The sequence below is a fragment of the Pantoea sp. BAV 3049 genome (assembly GCF_009765445.1).
Taxonomy (GTDB): Bacteria; Pseudomonadota; Gammaproteobacteria; order Enterobacterales; family Enterobacteriaceae; genus Erwinia.
The window spans coordinates 3,169,039-3,186,881 of the sequence record NZ_WHOY01000031.1 but is presented as its reverse complement, the minus strand read 5'-3'; the positions used below and the strand labels follow the sequence as shown (position 1 = coordinate 3,186,881).

Annotated in this window: 18 protein-coding genes; 14 read left to right on the top strand and 4 right to left on the bottom strand. The window is 58.0% G+C overall.

The features are described from left to right. Positions 1-8: 8 nt before the first annotated feature. Genes GSQ70_RS15920 through GSQ70_RS15905 form a run of 4 tightly spaced genes read left to right on the top strand, consistent with a single transcriptional unit; the run spans position 9 to position 5,072 of the window. Positions 9-1,310, top strand: coding sequence for a PTS ascorbate transporter subunit IIC (locus GSQ70_RS15920; RefSeq protein WP_158783449.1), 1,302 nt, complete (start codon positions 9-11; stop codon positions 1,308-1,310). 15 nt (positions 1,311-1,325) lie between these two features. Then, positions 1,326-1,970 carry an orotidine 5'-phosphate decarboxylase / HUMPS family protein gene (locus GSQ70_RS15915; RefSeq protein ID WP_158783448.1) on the top strand — a complete coding sequence of 215 codons (645 nt, stop codon included), beginning with the start codon at positions 1,326-1,328 and terminating at the stop codon, positions 1,968-1,970. Beyond that, a complete protein-coding gene (gene ulaG / locus GSQ70_RS15910) occupies positions 1,967-3,037 on the top strand; it encodes an L-ascorbate 6-phosphate lactonase (RefSeq protein ID WP_158783447.1) in 1,071 nt (356 codons plus the stop codon). Before GSQ70_RS15915 ends, ulaG begins: the two co-directional genes overlap by 4 nt. A gap of 49 nt (positions 3,038-3,086) precedes the next feature. Next, positions 3,087-5,072, top strand: coding sequence for a PRD domain-containing protein (locus GSQ70_RS15905; protein ID WP_158783446.1), 1,986 nt, complete (start codon positions 3,087-3,089; stop codon positions 5,070-5,072). 43 nt (positions 5,073-5,115) lie between these two features. Here GSQ70_RS15905 and hpxZ read toward each other — a convergent pair whose 3' ends face one another. The 4 genes from hpxZ to GSQ70_RS15885 are packed head-to-tail and all read right to left on the bottom strand — an operon-like array spanning position 5,116 to position 8,683. After that, on the bottom strand, positions 5,116-5,499 hold the full coding sequence (hpxZ, locus tag GSQ70_RS15900) for an oxalurate catabolism protein HpxZ (protein ID WP_158783445.1): 384 nt from the start codon (positions 5,497-5,499) through the stop codon (positions 5,116-5,118). A gap of 2 nt (positions 5,500-5,501) precedes the next feature. After that, positions 5,502-6,899, bottom strand: coding sequence for an AtzE family amidohydrolase (locus GSQ70_RS15895; RefSeq protein WP_158783444.1), 1,398 nt, complete (start codon positions 6,897-6,899; stop codon positions 5,502-5,504). After that, positions 6,896-7,084 (bottom strand): oxalurate catabolism protein HpxX, encoded by a 189-nt coding sequence (gene hpxX, locus GSQ70_RS15890; RefSeq protein ID WP_158785337.1) that lies wholly within the window; start codon positions 7,082-7,084, stop codon positions 6,896-6,898. The genes GSQ70_RS15895 and hpxX overlap by 4 nt, the downstream gene beginning before the upstream one ends. A gap of 12 nt (positions 7,085-7,096) precedes the next feature. Further along, positions 7,097-8,683, bottom strand: coding sequence for a gamma-glutamyltransferase family protein (locus GSQ70_RS15885; protein WP_158783443.1), 1,587 nt, complete (start codon positions 8,681-8,683; stop codon positions 7,097-7,099). Positions 8,684-8,880: 197 nt separating this feature from the next. Between GSQ70_RS15885 and hpxU the strand changes: the two genes are divergently transcribed. The 10 genes from hpxU (at position 8,881) to GSQ70_RS15835 (ending at position 17,734) form a co-directional block, all read left to right on the top strand. Then, positions 8,881-9,720: a MurR/RpiR family transcriptional regulator HpxU gene (gene hpxU / locus GSQ70_RS15880; protein ID WP_158783442.1), complete on the top strand. Its 840-nt coding sequence runs from the start codon at positions 8,881-8,883 to the stop codon at positions 9,718-9,720. A 308-nt stretch (positions 9,721-10,028) separates the two neighbouring features. Then, positions 10,029-10,814 (top strand): transporter substrate-binding domain-containing protein, encoded by a 786-nt coding sequence (locus tag GSQ70_RS15875; RefSeq protein WP_158783441.1) that lies wholly within the window; start codon positions 10,029-10,031, stop codon positions 10,812-10,814. A gap of 9 nt (positions 10,815-10,823) precedes the next feature. Then, positions 10,824-11,492 carry an amino acid ABC transporter permease gene (locus tag GSQ70_RS15870; RefSeq protein ID WP_158783440.1) on the top strand — a complete coding sequence of 223 codons (669 nt, stop codon included), beginning with the start codon at positions 10,824-10,826 and terminating at the stop codon, positions 11,490-11,492. After that, the gene (locus GSQ70_RS15865) at positions 11,489-12,145 is read left to right on the top strand and encodes an amino acid ABC transporter permease (protein WP_158783439.1); all 657 of its coding nucleotides are present in this window, start codon (positions 11,489-11,491) and stop codon (positions 12,143-12,145) included. The genes GSQ70_RS15870 and GSQ70_RS15865 overlap by 4 nt, the downstream gene beginning before the upstream one ends. Continuing rightward, positions 12,126-12,911: an amino acid ABC transporter ATP-binding protein gene (locus GSQ70_RS15860; protein ID WP_233268323.1), complete on the top strand. Its 786-nt coding sequence runs from the start codon at positions 12,126-12,128 to the stop codon at positions 12,909-12,911. Before GSQ70_RS15865 ends, GSQ70_RS15860 begins: the two co-directional genes overlap by 20 nt. Then, the gene (locus GSQ70_RS15855) at positions 12,898-14,136 is read left to right on the top strand and encodes an alanine--glyoxylate aminotransferase family protein (protein WP_158783438.1); all 1,239 of its coding nucleotides are present in this window, start codon (positions 12,898-12,900) and stop codon (positions 14,134-14,136) included. The genes GSQ70_RS15860 and GSQ70_RS15855 overlap by 14 nt, the downstream gene beginning before the upstream one ends. Beyond that, positions 14,136-15,401, top strand: a complete 1,266-nt coding sequence (hpxK, locus tag GSQ70_RS15850; RefSeq protein WP_158783437.1) for an allantoate amidohydrolase — start codon at positions 14,136-14,138, stop codon at positions 15,399-15,401. Before GSQ70_RS15855 ends, hpxK begins: the two co-directional genes overlap by 1 nt. Beyond that, on the top strand, positions 15,398-15,892 hold the full coding sequence (gene uraD / locus GSQ70_RS15845) for a 2-oxo-4-hydroxy-4-carboxy-5-ureidoimidazoline decarboxylase (RefSeq protein ID WP_158783436.1): 495 nt from the start codon (positions 15,398-15,400) through the stop codon (positions 15,890-15,892). Before hpxK ends, uraD begins: the two co-directional genes overlap by 4 nt. Continuing rightward, positions 15,889-16,224 carry a hydroxyisourate hydrolase gene (uraH, locus tag GSQ70_RS15840; RefSeq protein WP_158783435.1) on the top strand — a complete coding sequence of 112 codons (336 nt, stop codon included), beginning with the start codon at positions 15,889-15,891 and terminating at the stop codon, positions 16,222-16,224. Before uraD ends, uraH begins: the two co-directional genes overlap by 4 nt. Positions 16,225-16,402: 178 nt before the next feature. Then, positions 16,403-17,734 carry a nucleobase:cation symporter-2 family protein gene (locus tag GSQ70_RS15835; RefSeq protein WP_158783434.1) on the top strand — a complete coding sequence of 444 codons (1,332 nt, stop codon included), beginning with the start codon at positions 16,403-16,405 and terminating at the stop codon, positions 17,732-17,734. The last annotated feature ends 109 nt before the right edge of the window (positions 17,735-17,843 follow it).

The following is a 17,843-nucleotide window of genomic DNA, read 5'->3' as shown; positions in this document are numbered from 1 at the left end:
AGAACATCATGAAAGACTTCGTCGGCTTTATCATCTATCAGATACTGGACAAGGCCCCGCTGTTTCTGGGATTGATTGCGCTAATCGGGCTGCTGCTGCAGCGAAAAAAGGCTACAGAAGTTATTGATGGAACAGTGAAAACCATCGTCGGACTGTTGGTGTTGACCGTGGGATCGGGGACGTTGCTCAGCTCACTGACCCCGATCATGGGTAAGCTCAACAGCATGCTGAATATTCAGGGAGTACTTCCCGCTAACGAGGCGGCCTTTGGGGTGGCGATGCTGCAACTGGCTAACGACGTGACGCTGACCTTTATTCTTGGCTTCCTGCTGCACCTGTTTTTTATCTTCATCGTGCCGTTCCGGCGCTGCAAAAACGTCTATCTCACGGTGCATATGCAACTTTTTCTCGCCACATTTATGGTGCTGTCGCTGCCTGGCGTGTTGGGGATTAAAGGTATGCCGCTAATCGTGACGGGAGCGGTGCTTTGTGCCCTGTACTGGACGCTGACGCCGGCAATCACCCGTGTGCTGGCACAGCAATTTGTTGGTGACGATCTGACGCTCGGGCATCATCAGCAGGCGGGAGCCTGGCTGGCAAGCAGGATTGCGCGCAGGGTCGGTAATCCTTTGCAGGATGCCGAAGCGCTGAAGCTGCCGGGCTTCCTGTCGATGTTTCGCGATAACACCCTTTCCCTGGCTTTCCTGATGCCGCTGATCTTTCTCGGTATTGGGCTGTCAGTGGGTCAGCAGGGGATCAGCGAACTCAGTGGCAAAACCAACTGGATAGTCTGGCTGTGCATGCAGGGGCTGACCTTTACCGCCGGGGTGGTGGTTCTGCTGGTGGGGGTGAGGATGTTTATCGGCTCTGTGGTTCCCGCTTTTAAGGGCATTTCCGACCGCCTGCTGCCGGATGCGGTTCCGGCGCTCGACTGCCCGGCACTGTTCCCCTATTCACCGACTGGAGCAATGCTGGGCTTTATCGCCTCAGTGGCCGGAGCCTTACTGGTTATGGGAGCCACCATCCTGTTTAACAGCGCCATCATCGTTTTTCCCAGCCCGATAATCATGTTCTTTGATGGCTGCACCATGGGGGTATTCGGCAATAAATATGGTGGCTATAAGGGGGCGCTGGCTGCTGGCCTTATTACCAGCCTGATTGCCCATGCGGGGATTATCCTGCTCTATCCGCTAATGGGGCCGCTGTTTGGCTCCGGGCTGATGTTCTCCAACATCGACTTTACCCTGATTTTTTTACCGCTGTTATACCTGCTTAAATTGACTGGCACGGCTTTCGGGCTGGTGCTGTAAACCATGGAGGGAAAAATGAAAATACAACTGGCTCTGGATTTGCTGGACCGGCAGCAGGCTTTAACTGTGGTCCGTGAGGCGGGCGCGCAGGTCGATATCATTGAAGTAGGCACCTCGTTACTGAAACTCTGCGGCATCTCGATCGTCGGTGAAATCAGAGCGATCTTCCCCGATAAACCGCTGTTTCTGGATATGAAGATCATTGACGGACCGGAGCGGGAAGCCACGCTGATGGCACACTGTCGCCCGGACTACTACTCAATGCTGGCCGTCGCCAGCGACACTGCCGTAAGCAAAGTGCTGGCTATCGCCTGGAAGAATCAGGCACAAGTGGTGTTCGATCTGCAATCGGCCAGCGATCCCGTGCAACGTGCCGTCGAGCTGAAGGCGCTTGGAGCGACACTACTGTGTGTGCATAAAAATGACGACTGCGGCGACGATCCCCGGGAAGCTTTCCGGGAGCTTATTGCCGTCCGCGCCGCAACAGGATTGCCGGTTGCACTGGCGGGAGGGATCTCCCTGGAGAGCATCGGGGAGATCCAGCAGCAGCTTGCTCCGGAGATTGTTATTGTCGGAGGAGCCATTCTCAACGCCGCTGACCGTGCCCACGCCGCCAGCGCATTTCGAAAAATCGTCTCAGGAAAAAGGACATCAGCATGAGCAATATAAAAGAGATCACCCGCGAATCGTGGATCCTCAACACTTTTCCCGAGTGGGGAAGCTGGCTGAATGATGAGATTGCGGCAGAGCAGGTGGCAGCCGGATCGGTGGCGATGTGGTGGCTGGGCTGCGTCGGGTTATGGGTAAAAACGCCCGGAAACGCCAATGTCTGCATCGACTTCTGGTGTGGTACCGGCAAACGCCGCAAGGATTTGCCCGCCATGAAACCCAGCCATCAGATGGCGCGGATGAGCGGTGCCCGCATCGCCCAGCCGAACCTGCGTAACACGCCATTTGTTCTGGATCCGTTTGCCATTCGTGAAATTGATGCGGTGCTGGCGACGCATTACCATGCCGATCATATCGATATTAATGTTGCCGCTGCGGTGCTGCAGAACTGCGGTGATGAGGTGCCCTTTATCGGCCCTCAGGCCTGTGTGGACTTGTGGGTGCAATGGGGCGTACCGGTCAGTCGCTGCAAGGTGGTGGCACCGGGGGATGTGCTTAAAGTGAAAGACATGGAGATCGTGGTGCTGGAGTCCTGCGATCGTACCATTCTGATCACCGATCCACCGGAGCCGCTGGCCGACTGCGGCTCCGGCGACATCCCGGATATGGATCTGCGTTCGGTCAGCTATCTGCTGAAAACACCGGGCGGCAATATTTATCACTCCGGCGATTGTCACTACTCAAATATGTATGCGCAACACGGTCGGGAGCACAAAATTGACATCGCGCTGGGATCATTTGGTGAAAACCCGATCGGCATCACCGACAAAATGACTGCAGTTGACATCCTGCGTATGGCGGAAGCGCTGCGTACCGAAGTGGTGATCCCGGTTCACCACGATATCTGGAGCAATATGCTGGCCGACTGTAATGAAATCCTGACGCTGTACGCCATGCGTCGCGACCGTCTGCAGTATCAGTTTGTCCCTTTTATCTGGCAGCCGGGCGGGAAGTTTGTTTATCCACGGGATAAAAACCGGCGGGTTTACCAACATCCACGTGGTTTCCCTGATATTTTCGAGGCAGAAACGGACCTGCCATTCCCATCATTTCTCTGAATGGAACCGCCGCCGGTGCCAGCCCGCACCGGCAGTTGAGGGAGAAAGCATGCAACTTGATCATCTTGCCATCACCATCCTGAGAGAGGTGGCAACCGATCCCGGTTTATCCGTTGACGGTCTGTGCCAGCGGATTGGCCTGCCGCAACGCAATTTCTACTATCGCTGGGGGAAAATTAACGACTGGCTGAGCCAGCAGGATTTTTCTCCGCTCACCCGGCTACCTGACTCCGGGCTGAGGTTTGGCGTGGGGGAATCCGGCTCAATCCTGAAGAAGATTGCCCAGCTGGGCGGTCCCGGCTACAAGCTGCGGGCGGATGAACGCCGTGACCATATTCTGTTCTTTCTCGTCTGCAGCCACGCTCCACAGTTTACTCAGTCGGTTTCTCTGCTGAATAACGTCAGTCGAAATACCACGCTTCACGATCTGCAACTGCTGAAAGAAAGCCTGCAATGTGAGCATGGTCTGACGCTGTCGGTGAGCAGGAAGAAGGGCTATCAAATCACCGGCAATGCATTACAAATCAACCTGTGCGTGATGCAAACACTGCAACACATGCTGAAGTACGCCGACGGGCAGGCTGAAAAGCGAATAACCAGTATTTTACTGAGCCAGTTGCAGGCGTTGGGGGTTTCATCCGGACAGGTACAGCAGGCAACCGACAAGGCTATTGCGGTTGCCGGAGAGTATCTCTGGCGAGACTTCACCGACAAGGATAAGCGGCTGATGCACCATATGGTGCTGTTCTGTTTGTTGCAGACGCAGCAGGGAAAACTGATTATCTTCAGTCCTGCACAGGTGAGCTGGCTGCGCCGCAGGCCGGAATGCGAAGCGGCGGCGTTGCTTAACGCCAGGCTGACCGAAACGCTGGGTTGCAAGCCCCACTCCTGCAACACGTTGTTCTTCTGCCTGCTGCTTTCCACCAGTAAAAGCCTGAACAGCCAGCCGGGCAATGGCGAGGAAGACCGCCGGTTAATCGCCTGTATTCATCGTCTGATTGACGATTTCCAGTCCCTGTCAGGCGTGTATTTTGTGGATATTTCGCGACTGGTGACGCGATTATTCGCCCACCTTGGCCCGGCGCTGCAGCGCTGCCTGTTTCATATTCACAGTGAGAATGTGCTGCGGCAAGAGGTTATCCAGCGCTATCCGCTGATATTCCGCCTCTGTCGCCAGGCTGTTGCAGGGCTTGAGCAGGCTTATCAGGTGGTCTTCAGCGATGATGAACTGAGTTATATTGCCATCAGTTTTGTCGCATGGCTCGATAAACGACGGGAAACCCGTGAGCAATCGCTGCTGCTGGTCACCGAGGGCGGCCTCTCTTCCACGGCGCTGCTGGAGAATCAGCTGCGTAATCTGACCATTGTGCCGCTGGCGATCGAACACTGTTCCGTCAGCCAGCTGGAGCAGCAGGGAGTGCCGGATGGCACCCGCCTGGTGGTCAGCACTGTTGCGTTGCCACAGGGTAAGTACCCGGGTGCAACGGTTATTCGCGTTCAGCATATGCTGGATGCGCGTGAAAAATTACAGCTCCGCCTGCTGCTGGAGGGCGGGGATGATGTTGCGTATCCAGCCGATAAACCGGTGCATAAAAAGACGCTGGCGGAGTATCTGCAGGGACGGGTCAGCTACTGTGGGCGTCATCCCCGCTGGCGGGCAGCCGTGCAGCTTGCGGCCAGGCCATTGCTGGAACAGGGAGTGATTGGTCCGGAGTATGTCGCGCAGATCGTGGCGACTATCGAGCGGGAAGGGCTGAATCGTTATCTGTCGGCCCGGGTATTGCTGCTGCATGCTGAACCGCCAAAGCAGAGCGGGACGGGTGCACTTTCTTTGCTCAAGTTGAAGCATCCGTTGCAGTTTGATGATGTGCCGGTCAGCATTAACCCGCTGATGATCGTGGTGCTGGTGCCGTCCTGCAACCTGTCGCATATTGGACTGCTGGAGGCGCTAAATGAAGTGGTCAGCGATGAAAGCCGCCTTGAAAGGCTGTTAAAGGCCAGCTCCTGCGATGGAGTGCTGGCCGCTATCTGCTGAATTTCAACCCATTGGCGTGGGGGCTTTTCGCAGGCAACCGATGTCAGACCATCAGGCTGACCTGCGCCGCAACAATGCGCCAGCCACAGGGCAGTTTCACCCATGTCTGCTGCTGGCGACCGATTTTGTCGCTGCCCTCACGGGTGAATTCTGTGCTGCATACCGCATAATCTTCCCCGAAAGTGGTGATCACCGTATTGCGCAGTTCACGATCCAGACCCTGCGCCGGACGGGAAGCGCGATAAGCACGAATCTCCTCGATGCCGTACAGATTCTCTCCTGCTCCCAACCGTACGGTGCGCTCGTCATGCCAGAACAGCTCGTCGAGTACAGCAGTGTTGTTGGTGATTAGCGCCTCTTCATAGCGATAAAAAGCTGCGGTCACTTCGGCGAGGATTGCAGGGCGATCAATGTGTTCAGTTTTCATTTTTATGCACTCAGGTTAGCGGGCAGCGCGCGGGCGATACCCATTTTTTCCAGCGCCCAGGCTGCACGCAGGCAGGCCTCTTCTTTAAACGGTGCGGCAATAAGCTGCAGGCCTATTGGTAGTCCGCCCGGCGTCTGCAGTGGCACGGTGGTGACCGGCAGGCCAAGGAATGAAATTGGCTGGGTCAGCATGCCCATACTGGCGCGAATGGGCAAATCAGTGCCATTGATACGCATGGTTTCCTGACCGATGGTTGTTGCACTATCCGGCGTTGCCGGGGCAATGAGCACGTCGAACCGCTCGAACAGCGGCAGTACCTGCTGGCGGAAATGATGACGGAAGCGCTGGGCCTGAACATACCAGGCTGACGGCACCATCGCCCCGGCGAGCAGACGCTCACGGGAGAGTGGCTCAAAACGATCCGGGACGCTCTTCAGGGCTGGCAGATAATGATTGCCACCCTCTGAAGCGGTGATAATAAACGCCGCGGTGCGGGCCAGTTCGGCCTCGGGCAGCGTCACTTCATCCTGAGCATTCAGCGCTTTGGCTGCGGTTGCCACTGCGGTACGGGCTTCCTCGCTGCACCAGGTCTGAAAGTAACCGCCCAGCACGCCGCAACGCAGGCCTTCCATCCCGTGTTCCAGTTGCTGGTGGGTGGGGTGAATGGCTTTTTCAGCCTGGAAGCTGTCCTGCGGATCGCGGCCCTGCAGCGCATCATAAACCAGCGCCAGATCGTCCACCGAACGGGTAAATGGCCCGATATGATCGAGGCTGGCAACAAACGGATGGCTGCCGCTGCGGGAAAGACGGCCAAAAGTTGGTTTCAGGCCGAAAATGCCGCACAGCGAAGCGGGCACGCGAATTGAACCGTTAGTGTCGGTGCCCAGGGAGAAATGTACCAGGCCAGCCGCGACGGCCGCAGCCGAGCCGCCCGAGGAGCCTCCGGCAATCCGGCTAAGGTCACGCGGGTTTTTCGTCGCACCGTAATGGCTGTTTTCGGTGGTGAAGCCGTAAGCATAGGCGTCCATATTCAGCATGCCGGAGAGAAGGGCACCGGCTTCTGCCAGCTTGCGCACCGCCCAGCCATCCTGTCGCGCTGCCTGACGATCGCTGAAAAGACTCGCACCAGCCAGCGTGGAATGACCGGCAACATCAAACAGGTTTTTCACCGCGTAGGGGATGGAGGCCAGTTCTGGCAGGGGCAATCCCTCTTTGCGCAGGCGATCGATGCGATCCGCTTCCTGCAGCATGCGATCCTGGGTGAGGTGGGTCCAGGCATTGATCGCCGGATTATAGTGTTCAATGTCCTGTAGCGTCTGCTGGGCGATTTCACGAGCGCTCAGCTCACCTTTGATCAGCGCGCTCTTCAGCCCGGCAATGGATAACGAGGCAAGATTCATGCTTTATACACCCCCGCGACTTCCAGACGGTCGTCAAGAGGGAAAGCCATCAGCGGCTCCGCCATTCCGGCGATGCGGGCGAACTGCACCATCAGCTCGGCGCGACGCTGGTCATCCAGCGTGACGCCCAGAACCTGTTCCATTTGTGCCACGTAGGCTGCCCAGTCGGGCGAAGTTTGTTTCATCATCCTCTCCTGTTAAAAACCCGCTGCGCTGCCGTTACTGCGTGGGTCACATGCGCCTTCCAGCATGCCGTTAGTGTGCCGGACAATGGCCCCGGCGTGACCAACAGCCTCGCTGAAGGCGGGCAACTCTTCGACTTCATGGCCCAGCGCGCGAAGTTGGTTAAAGGTTTCAGGTGCAAACCGGCCTTCCAGCTTCAGCGAGTCGGAAGATTGTCCCCAGGTACGGCCCAGCAGCCAGCGCGGGGCGCTGACGCACTCCTGCAGCGGCATGCCCTGCACCACATGACGGGTGAAAATTGCAGCCTGGGTCTGCGGCTGGCCGTCTCCGCCCATTGAACCGTACACTATGGTGCGGCCGTCATTCAGACGTGCGGCGGCCGGGTTCAGGGTGTGGAATGGCTGCTTGCCCGGTGCCAGCGCCAGCAGATGATCCGGATCGAGGCTGAACGCCGCTCCGCGGTTTTGCCAGGTAATACCTGTGCCCGGGATCACCACGCCACTGCCAAACTCGTGATAAATGCTCTGAATAAACGACACGGCCAGCCCGCTGCTGTCCATCACGCCCATCCACACGGTATCGCCGGGGCCTTTACCGGTGCCCCATGGCGCAGCCTGCCGGTCATCAATTTTTCCCGCCAGCTGCACCAGCAGGTCGGAATCCAGTAGCGTCTGCATCTGTTCCTGCATATGCAGCGGATCGGTGATATAGCGATCGCGCAGGTCAAAGGCCAGCTTGGTGGCTTCAACGATGCGGTGGATGGTCTGCGCCTCATCGGCATCGGCCATGTTCAGGTGGTCGGTGATGCCGAGGATCGCCAGTGAAACCAGCCCCTGGGTGGGAGGGGTCATATTGAATACTTCGCCGGACTGATGCTCAATACGCAGCGGAGTGCGGCGCAGCGCATGATGATGGTTCAGGTCTTCAAGGGTAATCGGCATGCCCAGGGCTGACATCTCACTCGCCAGCCTGGTTGCCAGCGAACCGCGATAGAAACTCTCCAGCCCCTCTTCGGTCAGGATACTCAGCGTGTCAGCCAGCTCCGGCTGAGTGAAGCGGCTTCCGGGGCGGGGGACTTCGCCGTCCGGTAAAAAGGTGGCAGCAAAGCCGGGCTGATTCGCCAGCTCGTGGTATTTGCTGCGGGTCGCGGAAGATTGAGAGTCGGTGACCGGAATACCGTCTGCGGCGTAGCGGATGGCATCGGCCAGCAGGCGCGAAACCGGCATGGCGCTACCGCCGAATTCAGCCGAGACCTCCAGCGCCTCAGCCCAACCGCTGACTGTTCCGGCCACGGTCAGCGCCGCTTTCGGGCCGCGATGGGGGATGGTCGCCGCATCTTCATAAAAGGAGAAATCAGCCAGCGAACCTGCGGCACCGCTGGCATCAATGGCTATCGGGTCGCCCTGTGGAGGAACAATCAGCCAGAAGCCATCCCCTCCCAACCCGTTCATATGCGGATAAACCACCGCGATGGTAGCCGCGGCAGCAACCATTGCTTCAATCGCATTGCCCCCTTCGCGCAACACGGCCAGTGCGCTTTCACTGGCCAGATGATGGGGTGCCACGGCCATGCCGAGCGGGGCGATATTACTTTGGATCATCACAGTCTCATTTTTTTCGGGTTACAGGGGATAACGGGTAACAAGGGATAATCAAGCAAGAGATGTTCCAGTTTGTTGGCCACCGGAAAAAAGCCGCCGGAGAGAATCAGAGGATTGCTCAGCGAAAAAATTTTTCAGCAGGCACGTTATTTGTATAGGCTATGTTCTCTGAAACGAAAGTTACAAAGGTCTGAGATATGAAGCAGCTCGATGAACGCCTGAGAAGTCACTACCCGCAGCTCTCTCCACAGGAGCAGCGCGTGGCTGATTTTGCTTTCGACCACTTCGACGACCTGATCAGCTACAACAGCGCCGAGCTGGCCAGGCTCAGCGGCGTCTCCAAGGCGACGGTCAGCCGCCTCTTCAGGCGTCTTGGGTATGAAAAATACAAGGATATGCGTGACGAACTGCGCACGCTGCGCCAGAGCGGCATGCCGCTGACCGATAACCGGGATGCGGTGCAGGGTAACACGCTGCTGGCCCGCCATTATAAGCAGGAAATGGCCAATCTCACCCTGTGGGTAAACACCATTGATACCGCTCAGTTTGGTGAGGTGGTTCAGCAGCTGGCTACCGCAAAACGTATATTTATCATCGGGATGAGAAATGCCTATCCGGTGGCACTGCACCTTCGTCAGCAGCTGCTGCAGGCGCGTGGCGGCGTACAGGTGTTGCCGCAGCCGGGCCAGACGTTGTCGGAAGAGCTGGTGGAAGTGACGCCGGAAGATATGGTGGTGGTGATGGCTTTCCGCCGTCGTCCACGGATTATCAAACCGTTACTGCAGCAGTTGCAGAGTGAAAACATCCCGACGCTGGTGATGTGCGAACCTCAGGCGCAGGCGGTGATTGCTCTGGCCCGCTGGCAGCTTTGCGCTCCGCTGGACAGCGTATCCGCCTTTGACAGCTATGCTTCGGCTAACAGCCTGATCAATCTGCTGGCGAATGCCGTGCTGCATGAATTGCTCAGCGAAGGTCGTCAGCGTATTCACCAGATTGCCGACCTCTACAGCCATCTGGACGAGCTGGAACAACGTTAGTGGGGCACTGTTTTGGTGCTTTGCTTTATTGTGGGGCGAATGCTGAATCGCTCCGCTCAACTTCGTTCTTGCTGTAACTAACGTTTCTTTCCACTTGCAGGGCAACCGTTTGCCCGGCAAAAATCCTGACTGTTAAAGCTAAACTTCGGGATCCCACGCTGTTTTTCCCTCGCGTTTCTGCTTTCAGCAGGCGTGACGTTCTGCGCCCAAAAATAATTAGCGTCGATTTCCTGTTGATGGCACATTAGTTGCAAACATCTTCTTCAAGAATCTTTCGTTTCATGATGACTTAATCGGGGAAGAGAAGAATGAAGAAAGCATTACTGGCAGTATTAGGTGCGGCGCTGATGTTAACTCAGATGACTCATGCGATGGCTGATCAGCTACAGGACATTGAAAAACGAGGCGTTTTGCGCGTTGCCGTTCCGCAGGATTTCCCGCCGTTTGGTTCAGTGGGTACCGATCTGCAGCCCCAGGGTTATGACATCGATATGGCAAAATACCTGGCAAAACTGATGAAACTGAAGTTGCAGCTGGTGCCGGTTACCAGTGCAAACCGAGTCCCTTATCTGCAGACTGATAAAGTGGATCTGGTGATCTCCAGCATGGGTAAAAATCCGGAACGCGAAAAAGTGATCGCATTCAGCCGTGCTTATGCGCCGTTCTTCCTTGGGGTGTTTGGCCCGAAAGACGCTGACCTGAAAGAGGCGGCCGGACTGAGCGGCAAATCCATCGGCGTGACCCGTGGTGCGGTGGAAGACATGGTGCTGAGCGACATTGCTCCGAAAGACGCCCAGCTGAAGCGCTATGAAGATAACAACACCACACTCTCTGCTTACCTTTCTGGCCAGGTGCAATATGTGGCAACCGGTAACCTGGTGGTGGCTGCGATTGCCCGTCAGAACGCGGACAAAGCACCGGTAGCGAAATTTATGCTGAAGGATTCTCCGTGCTTTATCGGCATGCGCAAAGACGAACCGACGCTGAAGGCGAAAGTGGATGAGCTGATCGAGCAGGCCATCAAAGATAAGACGCTGAACGGCCTGTCTGAAGAGTGGCTGAAAGCGCCACTGCCGGCAGATCTCGGCGCGTAAGGGCAGGCGATGATGGGGCAACTCAACTTTCCTGCGCTCTGGCCACACTGGCCGGAGCTGCTCTCCGGGCTATGGGCCACCCTCCAGCTGACCGTGCTGGCTACCGTGGGTGGCGTGTCGCTGGGCATTCTGGGAGCGGCCCTGCGCAGCGGCAGGCCTTCACTGCTCAGCCGGCTGTGGGGCTGCTATGTTGAGCTGATCCGCAACACGCCGTTTGTGGTCCAGCTGTTCTTTATCGTTTTTGGCCTGCCGAATCTGGGGCTGAAGCTCACCGCGGGGGAAGCGGCGTTACTGGCGATGCTGATTAATCTCGGTGCCTACAGCACCGAAATCATCCGCGCCGGGATCCAGGTGACCCCGAAAGGGCAGTGGGAGGCCGGACGGGTGCTCGGCCTGACCCACACGCAGACTTTCCTGCGGGTCGTGCTGCCGCCGTCGCTGAAACGTATTTATCCGGCGCTGGTCAGCCAGTGCATTATCGTGATGCTCGGCTCGTCGGTGGTATCGCAGGTCTCTTGTGAAGAACTGACCTTTGCTGCCAACCTGATCCAGTCGCGCACTTTTCTGAGCTTTGAGGTGTACCTGGTGACCACGCTGATCTACCTCGCGCTGTCGATTGCGATGCGTCAGGTTCTGCTGGCTGCCGGACGCAAGTGGTTGGGAGGAGCGCCAGGATGACAACATTTACCGACTGGGACATCCTGCGCAATCTGCTGCTGGCAGCGCGCTGGACCCTGTTGCTGTCACTGACTGCCTTCTTCGGCGGCACGGTGGTGGCGTTGCCGCTGGTGACCATCCGGCTGACCGGCCGCCGCTGGCCGAACCGGTTGATCCGCGGCTATATCGAACTGTTCCAGGGTACGCCGTTGCTGATGCAGCTGTTCCTGGTCTTTTTTGGCGTGGCGCTGTTTGGCGTGGATGTTTCACCGTGGACGGCGGCCTCGCTGGCACTGACGTTCTATACCAGTGCTTTTCTGGTCGATATCTGGCATGGCAGCATCAAAGCCCTGCCCAAAGGGCAGTGGGAAGCTTCACGCTGCCTGGGCCTGAATTTTGGTCAGACGCTGTACCGCGTGGTGCTGCCGCAGGCGCTGCGGATTGGCATCGCGCCGACGGTGGGATTTGCGGTGCAGGTGGTGAAAGGCACGGCGCTGGCGTCAATCATCGGTTTTGTCGAGCTGACCAAGGCCGGCACCATCCTTAACAACGTGACTTATCAACCCTTTAAAGTCTTCGGACTGGTGGCCCTGGGCTACTTCCTGATGTGTTATCCGCTGTCCCGCTACAGCAAGTCACTGGAGAAGAAATTCAATGCCGCTCATCACCATTAATCAGGTGCAGAAATACTACGGCGACAATCACGTGCTGAAAGGCGTGGATCTCGACGTGGAAATGGGTGAAGTCATTTCCATTATCGGTCGCAGCGGCTCTGGAAAAAGTACCCTGCTGCGCTGCATGAATGGGCTGGAAGGCTATCAGGAAGGCAGCATCAAGCTCGGCGGCATGACCATTACCGAGCGGGATACCCAGGCGCGCGAAATCAGCCGCTCGGTCGGTATGGTTTTCCAGAACTTCAACCTGTTCCCGCACATGACCGCGCTGGAAAATGTCATGCTGGCTCCGCGCCGGGTGCTGAAGAAGAAAGAGGCCGAGTGCCGGACTCTCGCGGCACAGATGCTTGAGAAAGTCGGCCTGGGCGACCGCATGGACTATTACCCCGCCAACCTCTCCGGCGGTCAGCAGCAGCGAGTGGCGATTGCCCGCGCCCTGGCGATGTCGCCGAAGGTACTGCTATGTGATGAAATCACTTCAGCTCTTGACCCGGAACTGGTCGGGGAAGTGCTGAAGGTGCTTGAGCAACTGGCAAAAGAGGGCATGACGCTAATCCTCGTGACCCATGAAATGAGTTTCGCCCGTGAAGTGGGCGACCGCGTGGTGTTTATGCATCAGGGCCGCGTGTGGGAGCAGGGCGACAGCAAAACGGTCTTTGCCAGCCCTCAAACCCAGGAACTCAAACAGTTTATCTCACGGGTCACGCGGCCTCAGCTAAGCGCGCCGGGATCACAAAAGAAGGACAGAGAAGATGGATTTATCTAAGTACCCACAAATTAACCCGCCACAACGCCTGCTAATGGGACCGGGACCGATCAATGCCGATCCGCGCGTGTTACGCGCCATGTCCAGCCAGCTGCTCGGGCAGTACGATCCGGCAATGACGCATTATATGAACGAAGTGATGGAGCTGTATCGTGGCGTATTCCGTACCCAAAACCGCTGGACGATGCTGATCGACGGCACTTCCCGCGCGGGGATCGAGGCAATCCTGCTGTCGGCGATCCGTCCCGGCGATAAGGTGCTGGTGCCGGTGTTTGGCCGCTTCGGCCATTTGCTGTGTGAAATTGCCCGCCGCTGCCGTGCCGAAGTGCACACCATCGAAGCGCCGTGGGGCGAAGTTTTCACCCCGGACCAGATTGAAGATGCGATCAAAGTCGTGCGTCCACGCCTGCTGCTGACGGTGCAGGGCGACACCTCGACCACCATGCTGCAGCCGCTTGAAGAGCTGGGGGCGATCTGTAAAAAGTACGGTGTGTTGTTCTATACCGATGCCACTGCCTCGTTTGCCGGGAATGCGCTGGAAACCGATGCCTGGGGACTTGATGCGGTTTCCGCCGGGATGCAGAAGTGTCTGGGGGGCCCGTCCGGCACCTCGCCAGTCACCCTCAGCCCGGAGATGGAAGCGGTAATCCGCAAGCGTAAATGCGTGGAAGAGGGGATCCGCACTGCGGCGCACCAGGATGGCGATGACGAGATGATCTACTCCAACTACTTCGATCTCGGGATGATCATGGATTACTGGGGGCCGGAGCGCCTGAACCACCATACCGAAGCGACTTCAGCCCTGTTTGGCGCGCGTGAATGTGCGCGGCTGATCCTCCAGGAAGGGCTGGATAAAGGCATTGCCCGCCACAAGCTGCACGGCGATGCGCTGCTGAAAGGCATTCAGGGCATGGGGCTGGACACTTTCGGCAACCTGAAACACAAAATGAATAACGTGCTCGGCGTGGTGATCCCGCAGGGCGTGAACGGCGATCAGGTTCGCAAGCTGATGCTGGAAGATTTCGGTATTGAGATCGGCACCTCATTTGGCCCGCTGCACGGCAAGGTCTGGCGCATCGGCACCATGGGCTACAACGCCCGTAAAGACTGCGTGATGCAAACGCTGAGCGCGCTGGAGTCGGTGCTGAACTATCTGGGCTTCAAAACCCCCCAGGGCGCGGCCATGCAGTCAGCCTGGGACCATTACGCCAATGGGAGCTGCTGATGAGTTACGGCCTGATGAGCGCGGCTCAGGCGGCACAGGCGGCCGCCAGGGTGATGGCCCGCTGTGACCAACTGGCAGAAATCAGCGAAACGCCGGAGTTTCTGACCCGCGTGTATCTTTCAACTGAGCATCTGCGTGCCAACGCGCTGGTCGGTGAGTGGATGGCGGCGGCGGGGATGACGGTCTGGCAGGACAGCGTCGGCAACATTTGTGGCCGCTATGAAGGTCTGGAACCGGGAGCACCTGCGCTGCTGCTGGGCTCGCATCTGGATACCGTGCGTAATGCCGGACGCTATGACGGCATGCTCGGCGTGCTGACCGCGATTGAAACCGTGCAGTCGCTGCAGGCCGAAGGTAAAAGGCTGCCGCTGGCAGTGGAGATCGTAGGCTTTGGCGATGAAGAAGGCACGCGCTTCGGCATTACCCTGCTTGGCAGCCGTGGTATTACTGGCACCTGGCCGGAAAGCTGGCTCACCCATCCTGATGGTAACAGTATCACCGTAGCGGAAGCGATGGCGGACGTCGGGCTGGATGCCGGAGCCATTCAGCAGGCTGCGCGGGAAGTGAAAGAGATTGTCGCTTATCTGGAACTGCATATTGAGCAGGGGCCATGTCTGGAGCAGGAAGATCTGCCGCTGGGCGTGGTAACGGCAATTAATGGCGCTCGTCGCCTGAACTGCCGTTTTGTGGGTGAAGCGGGGCACGCAGGCACTGTACCGATGACCCACCGGAAAGATGCACTGGCCGCTGCTGCGGAGTGGATGGTGTTTATCGAGCAGACCACGCCGAAATACAGCCCACAGCTGGTGGCGACGGTAGGCACGCTGCAATGCTCTCCGGGCGCGGTGAACGTTATTCCCGGCGATGTGGCACTGACGCTGGATGTACGCGGGCCGGAAGATCGGCCGCTGGCAGAGCTGCTGTCAGTGTTACTGACCCAGGCGGAAGCCATCGCTCTTCGTCGCGGACTGTCCTTCAGCGCGGATGAGTATTATCAGATCCCGGCAACCCGCTGTGATGAAGGGTTGCAGGCTGCGTTGAGTCGCGCGGTAACACAAGTGCAGGGCCGCAGCCTGTCGCTGCCCAGTGGCGCGGGGCACGATGCCATCGCCATCGCCGAACGCTGGCCAGTGGGGATGCTGTTCGTGCGTAACGAACGCGGCATCAGCCACCATCCGTCTGAATCGGTGATGGAGCAGGACGTCGCCAGCGCCATTCAGGCTTATGCGCGGGTGGTACGGGATGTGGCAGGAGAACTGCGATGAAGCTGGAACAATTTAATCTGGCGTCGGCTGCCGAAGCAAAAAAACTGATTGCCCACTGCGTGGCGCTGAATGACTGGGTGACGGCACTGGTGTCGCAGCGGCCTTACGCTTCGCTGGACGATCTGTTGCAACAGGGCGATACGCTGGCGCAGCAATGGGACGCAAAGTCACTGACCCAGGCGCTCTCTGCCCATCCCCGCATTGGTGAGAGGGCGCGGGGGAGCGGCAAAGAAGCCGCACTCTCCCGTGGTGAGCAGTCCAGTGTGAATGAGGAAGATCACCAGCTGAAGCAGGCGCTAAAAGCGGGCAATGCCGCTTATGAGCAGCGCTTCGGCAGGGTATTTTTAATTCGCGCCAAAGGACGCAGCGGCGAAGAAATGATCTCAGAGCTGGTGCGCCGTCTGGCGAACGATCCACAGCAGGAACAGCAGGAGGCGCTCGATCAACTGCGGGAAATCACCCGGCTGCGCCTCAGGGAGACCTTTCAATGAGCACCATCACCACTCACGTTCTGGATACCGCGCTGGGAAAACCGGCGATCGGCGTGGCGATTTCACTGGAGCAGAACAGCAGCCAGGGTTGGTTGCCGGTGGCTCAGGGCAGCACCGATGCCGATGGCCGCATCAAAGATCTGACCCCCGAGCCGCTGGCTCCCGGCCATTACCGCCTGATTGCCGAAATTGGCGACTACTTTGCGGCCATGGGGCGCGATGCGCTTTATGTCAGCGCGCAGATTGATTTTGTGCTGCCGGAAGCGGGCAGTCACTACCATCTGCCCTTCCTGATTTCACCGTGGTCGTGGTCCACCTACCGGGGAAGTTGACATCCCCTTCATACTTCAAACTGCAGGTGCGTTGGCTGCACGAGCGCCCCCGGTCACTTACTCACCGGGGATTTGCTCGCTGGCCGCCTTCCTGCCGCTCGAATTATTTTGGGGATGCCTGAGAGAACATTTAATTCCTTAATCTGTGTTAGCGGGCTAAGCATCAAAGGGTGAAATAATGAGCATCAGGCCAGAAGATATGCGTTATCCGGCAGGGAAATCCTTTGCCTGGGGTTTGCAACACGTGCTGACCATGTATGGCGGCATTATCGCGCCACCGCTGATTATTGGCTCCGCTGCCGGGCTGCATGCCGCAGAGTTGGGGATGCTGGTGACGGCGGCGCTGTTCGTCAGTGGCTGCGCCACGCTGCTGCAGGCGCTTGGTGTGCCCGGCTTTGGCTCGCGCCTGCCGCTGGTGCAGGGCGTCTCCTTTGCCGGTGTGGCTACCATGGTGACGCTGGTAACGGGCGGCGGCGGCCTGCCGGTGGTTTTTGGCGCGGTAATCGCTTCGTCGCTGATTGGGCTGCTGATAGCGCCGCTGTTCGCTCATATTATCCGCTTCTTTCCGCCGGTCGTGACCGGAACAGTGATCACCGTGATCGGCCTGTCGCTGATGCCGGTGGCCGCCCGCTGGGCGATGGGCGGTAATCCTGCTGTGCCGGGATGGGGCTCCACGACGAATATTGGTCTGGCCGCGCTGACGCTGGGCATGGTGCTGTTGCTTAACCGCATTGGTAACGCTGCGGTAAAAAGGCTGGCTGTATTGCTGGCCATGATGCTGGGAACGCTGTTTGCCGTCGTCGGCGGCAAAACTCACTTCTCCACGGTGCTCAACGGTGACATGCTGGCCTTTCCGGGTGTGCTGACCTTCGGAATGCCGGTGTTCAATGTGGCGGCGATCCTGTCAATGACGCTGATTGTGCTGGTGCTGCTGACAGAAACCACCGCCGGACTGATCGCCATCGGTGAAATTGTCGGTACCAGAGTGGACAGTCAGCGTATCGCCAGCGGTCTGCGGGCGGATATGCTGACCAGCGCGCTGGCTCCCCTCTTCAACTCCTTCCCGCAGAGCGCTTTTGCCCAGAACATCGGGCTGGTGGCTATCACCGGGATTAAAAGCCGCTATGTCGTGGCCGCTGGTGGGATGATCCTGGTGCTGTTGGGCTGCCTGCCGGTACTGGGCCGGATTGTCGCGGCAGTACCGATGCCTGTGCTGGGCGGCGCTGGCGTGGTGTTGTTTGGGACCGTCGCGGCAAGCGGCATCCGTACGCTGGGGAAAGTGGATTACAAAGAGAATATGAACCTGGTGGTGGTGGCGACTTCCATTGCCTTTGGCATGATCCCGATTGTGATGCCTTCCTTCTACGACCAGTTCCCCGGCTGGGTGCGCACTATTTTCCACTCCGGGATCAGCGCTGCCTGCCTGGTGTCGGTCACGCTGAATATCATCTTTAACAGCGTGGCGAAGCGTCCGGTCAGCGTACATCCTTCGCGGGATGGGAATTTGTGAGCGTGGGCAGCGATATTTAGCCGGAAAATCTTTACAGTTCGCCAGTCAATATCCGGATAATTAATAGCGGACTTCAGGTATCTGGTGACAAGGATAATCAAAGGTTCTG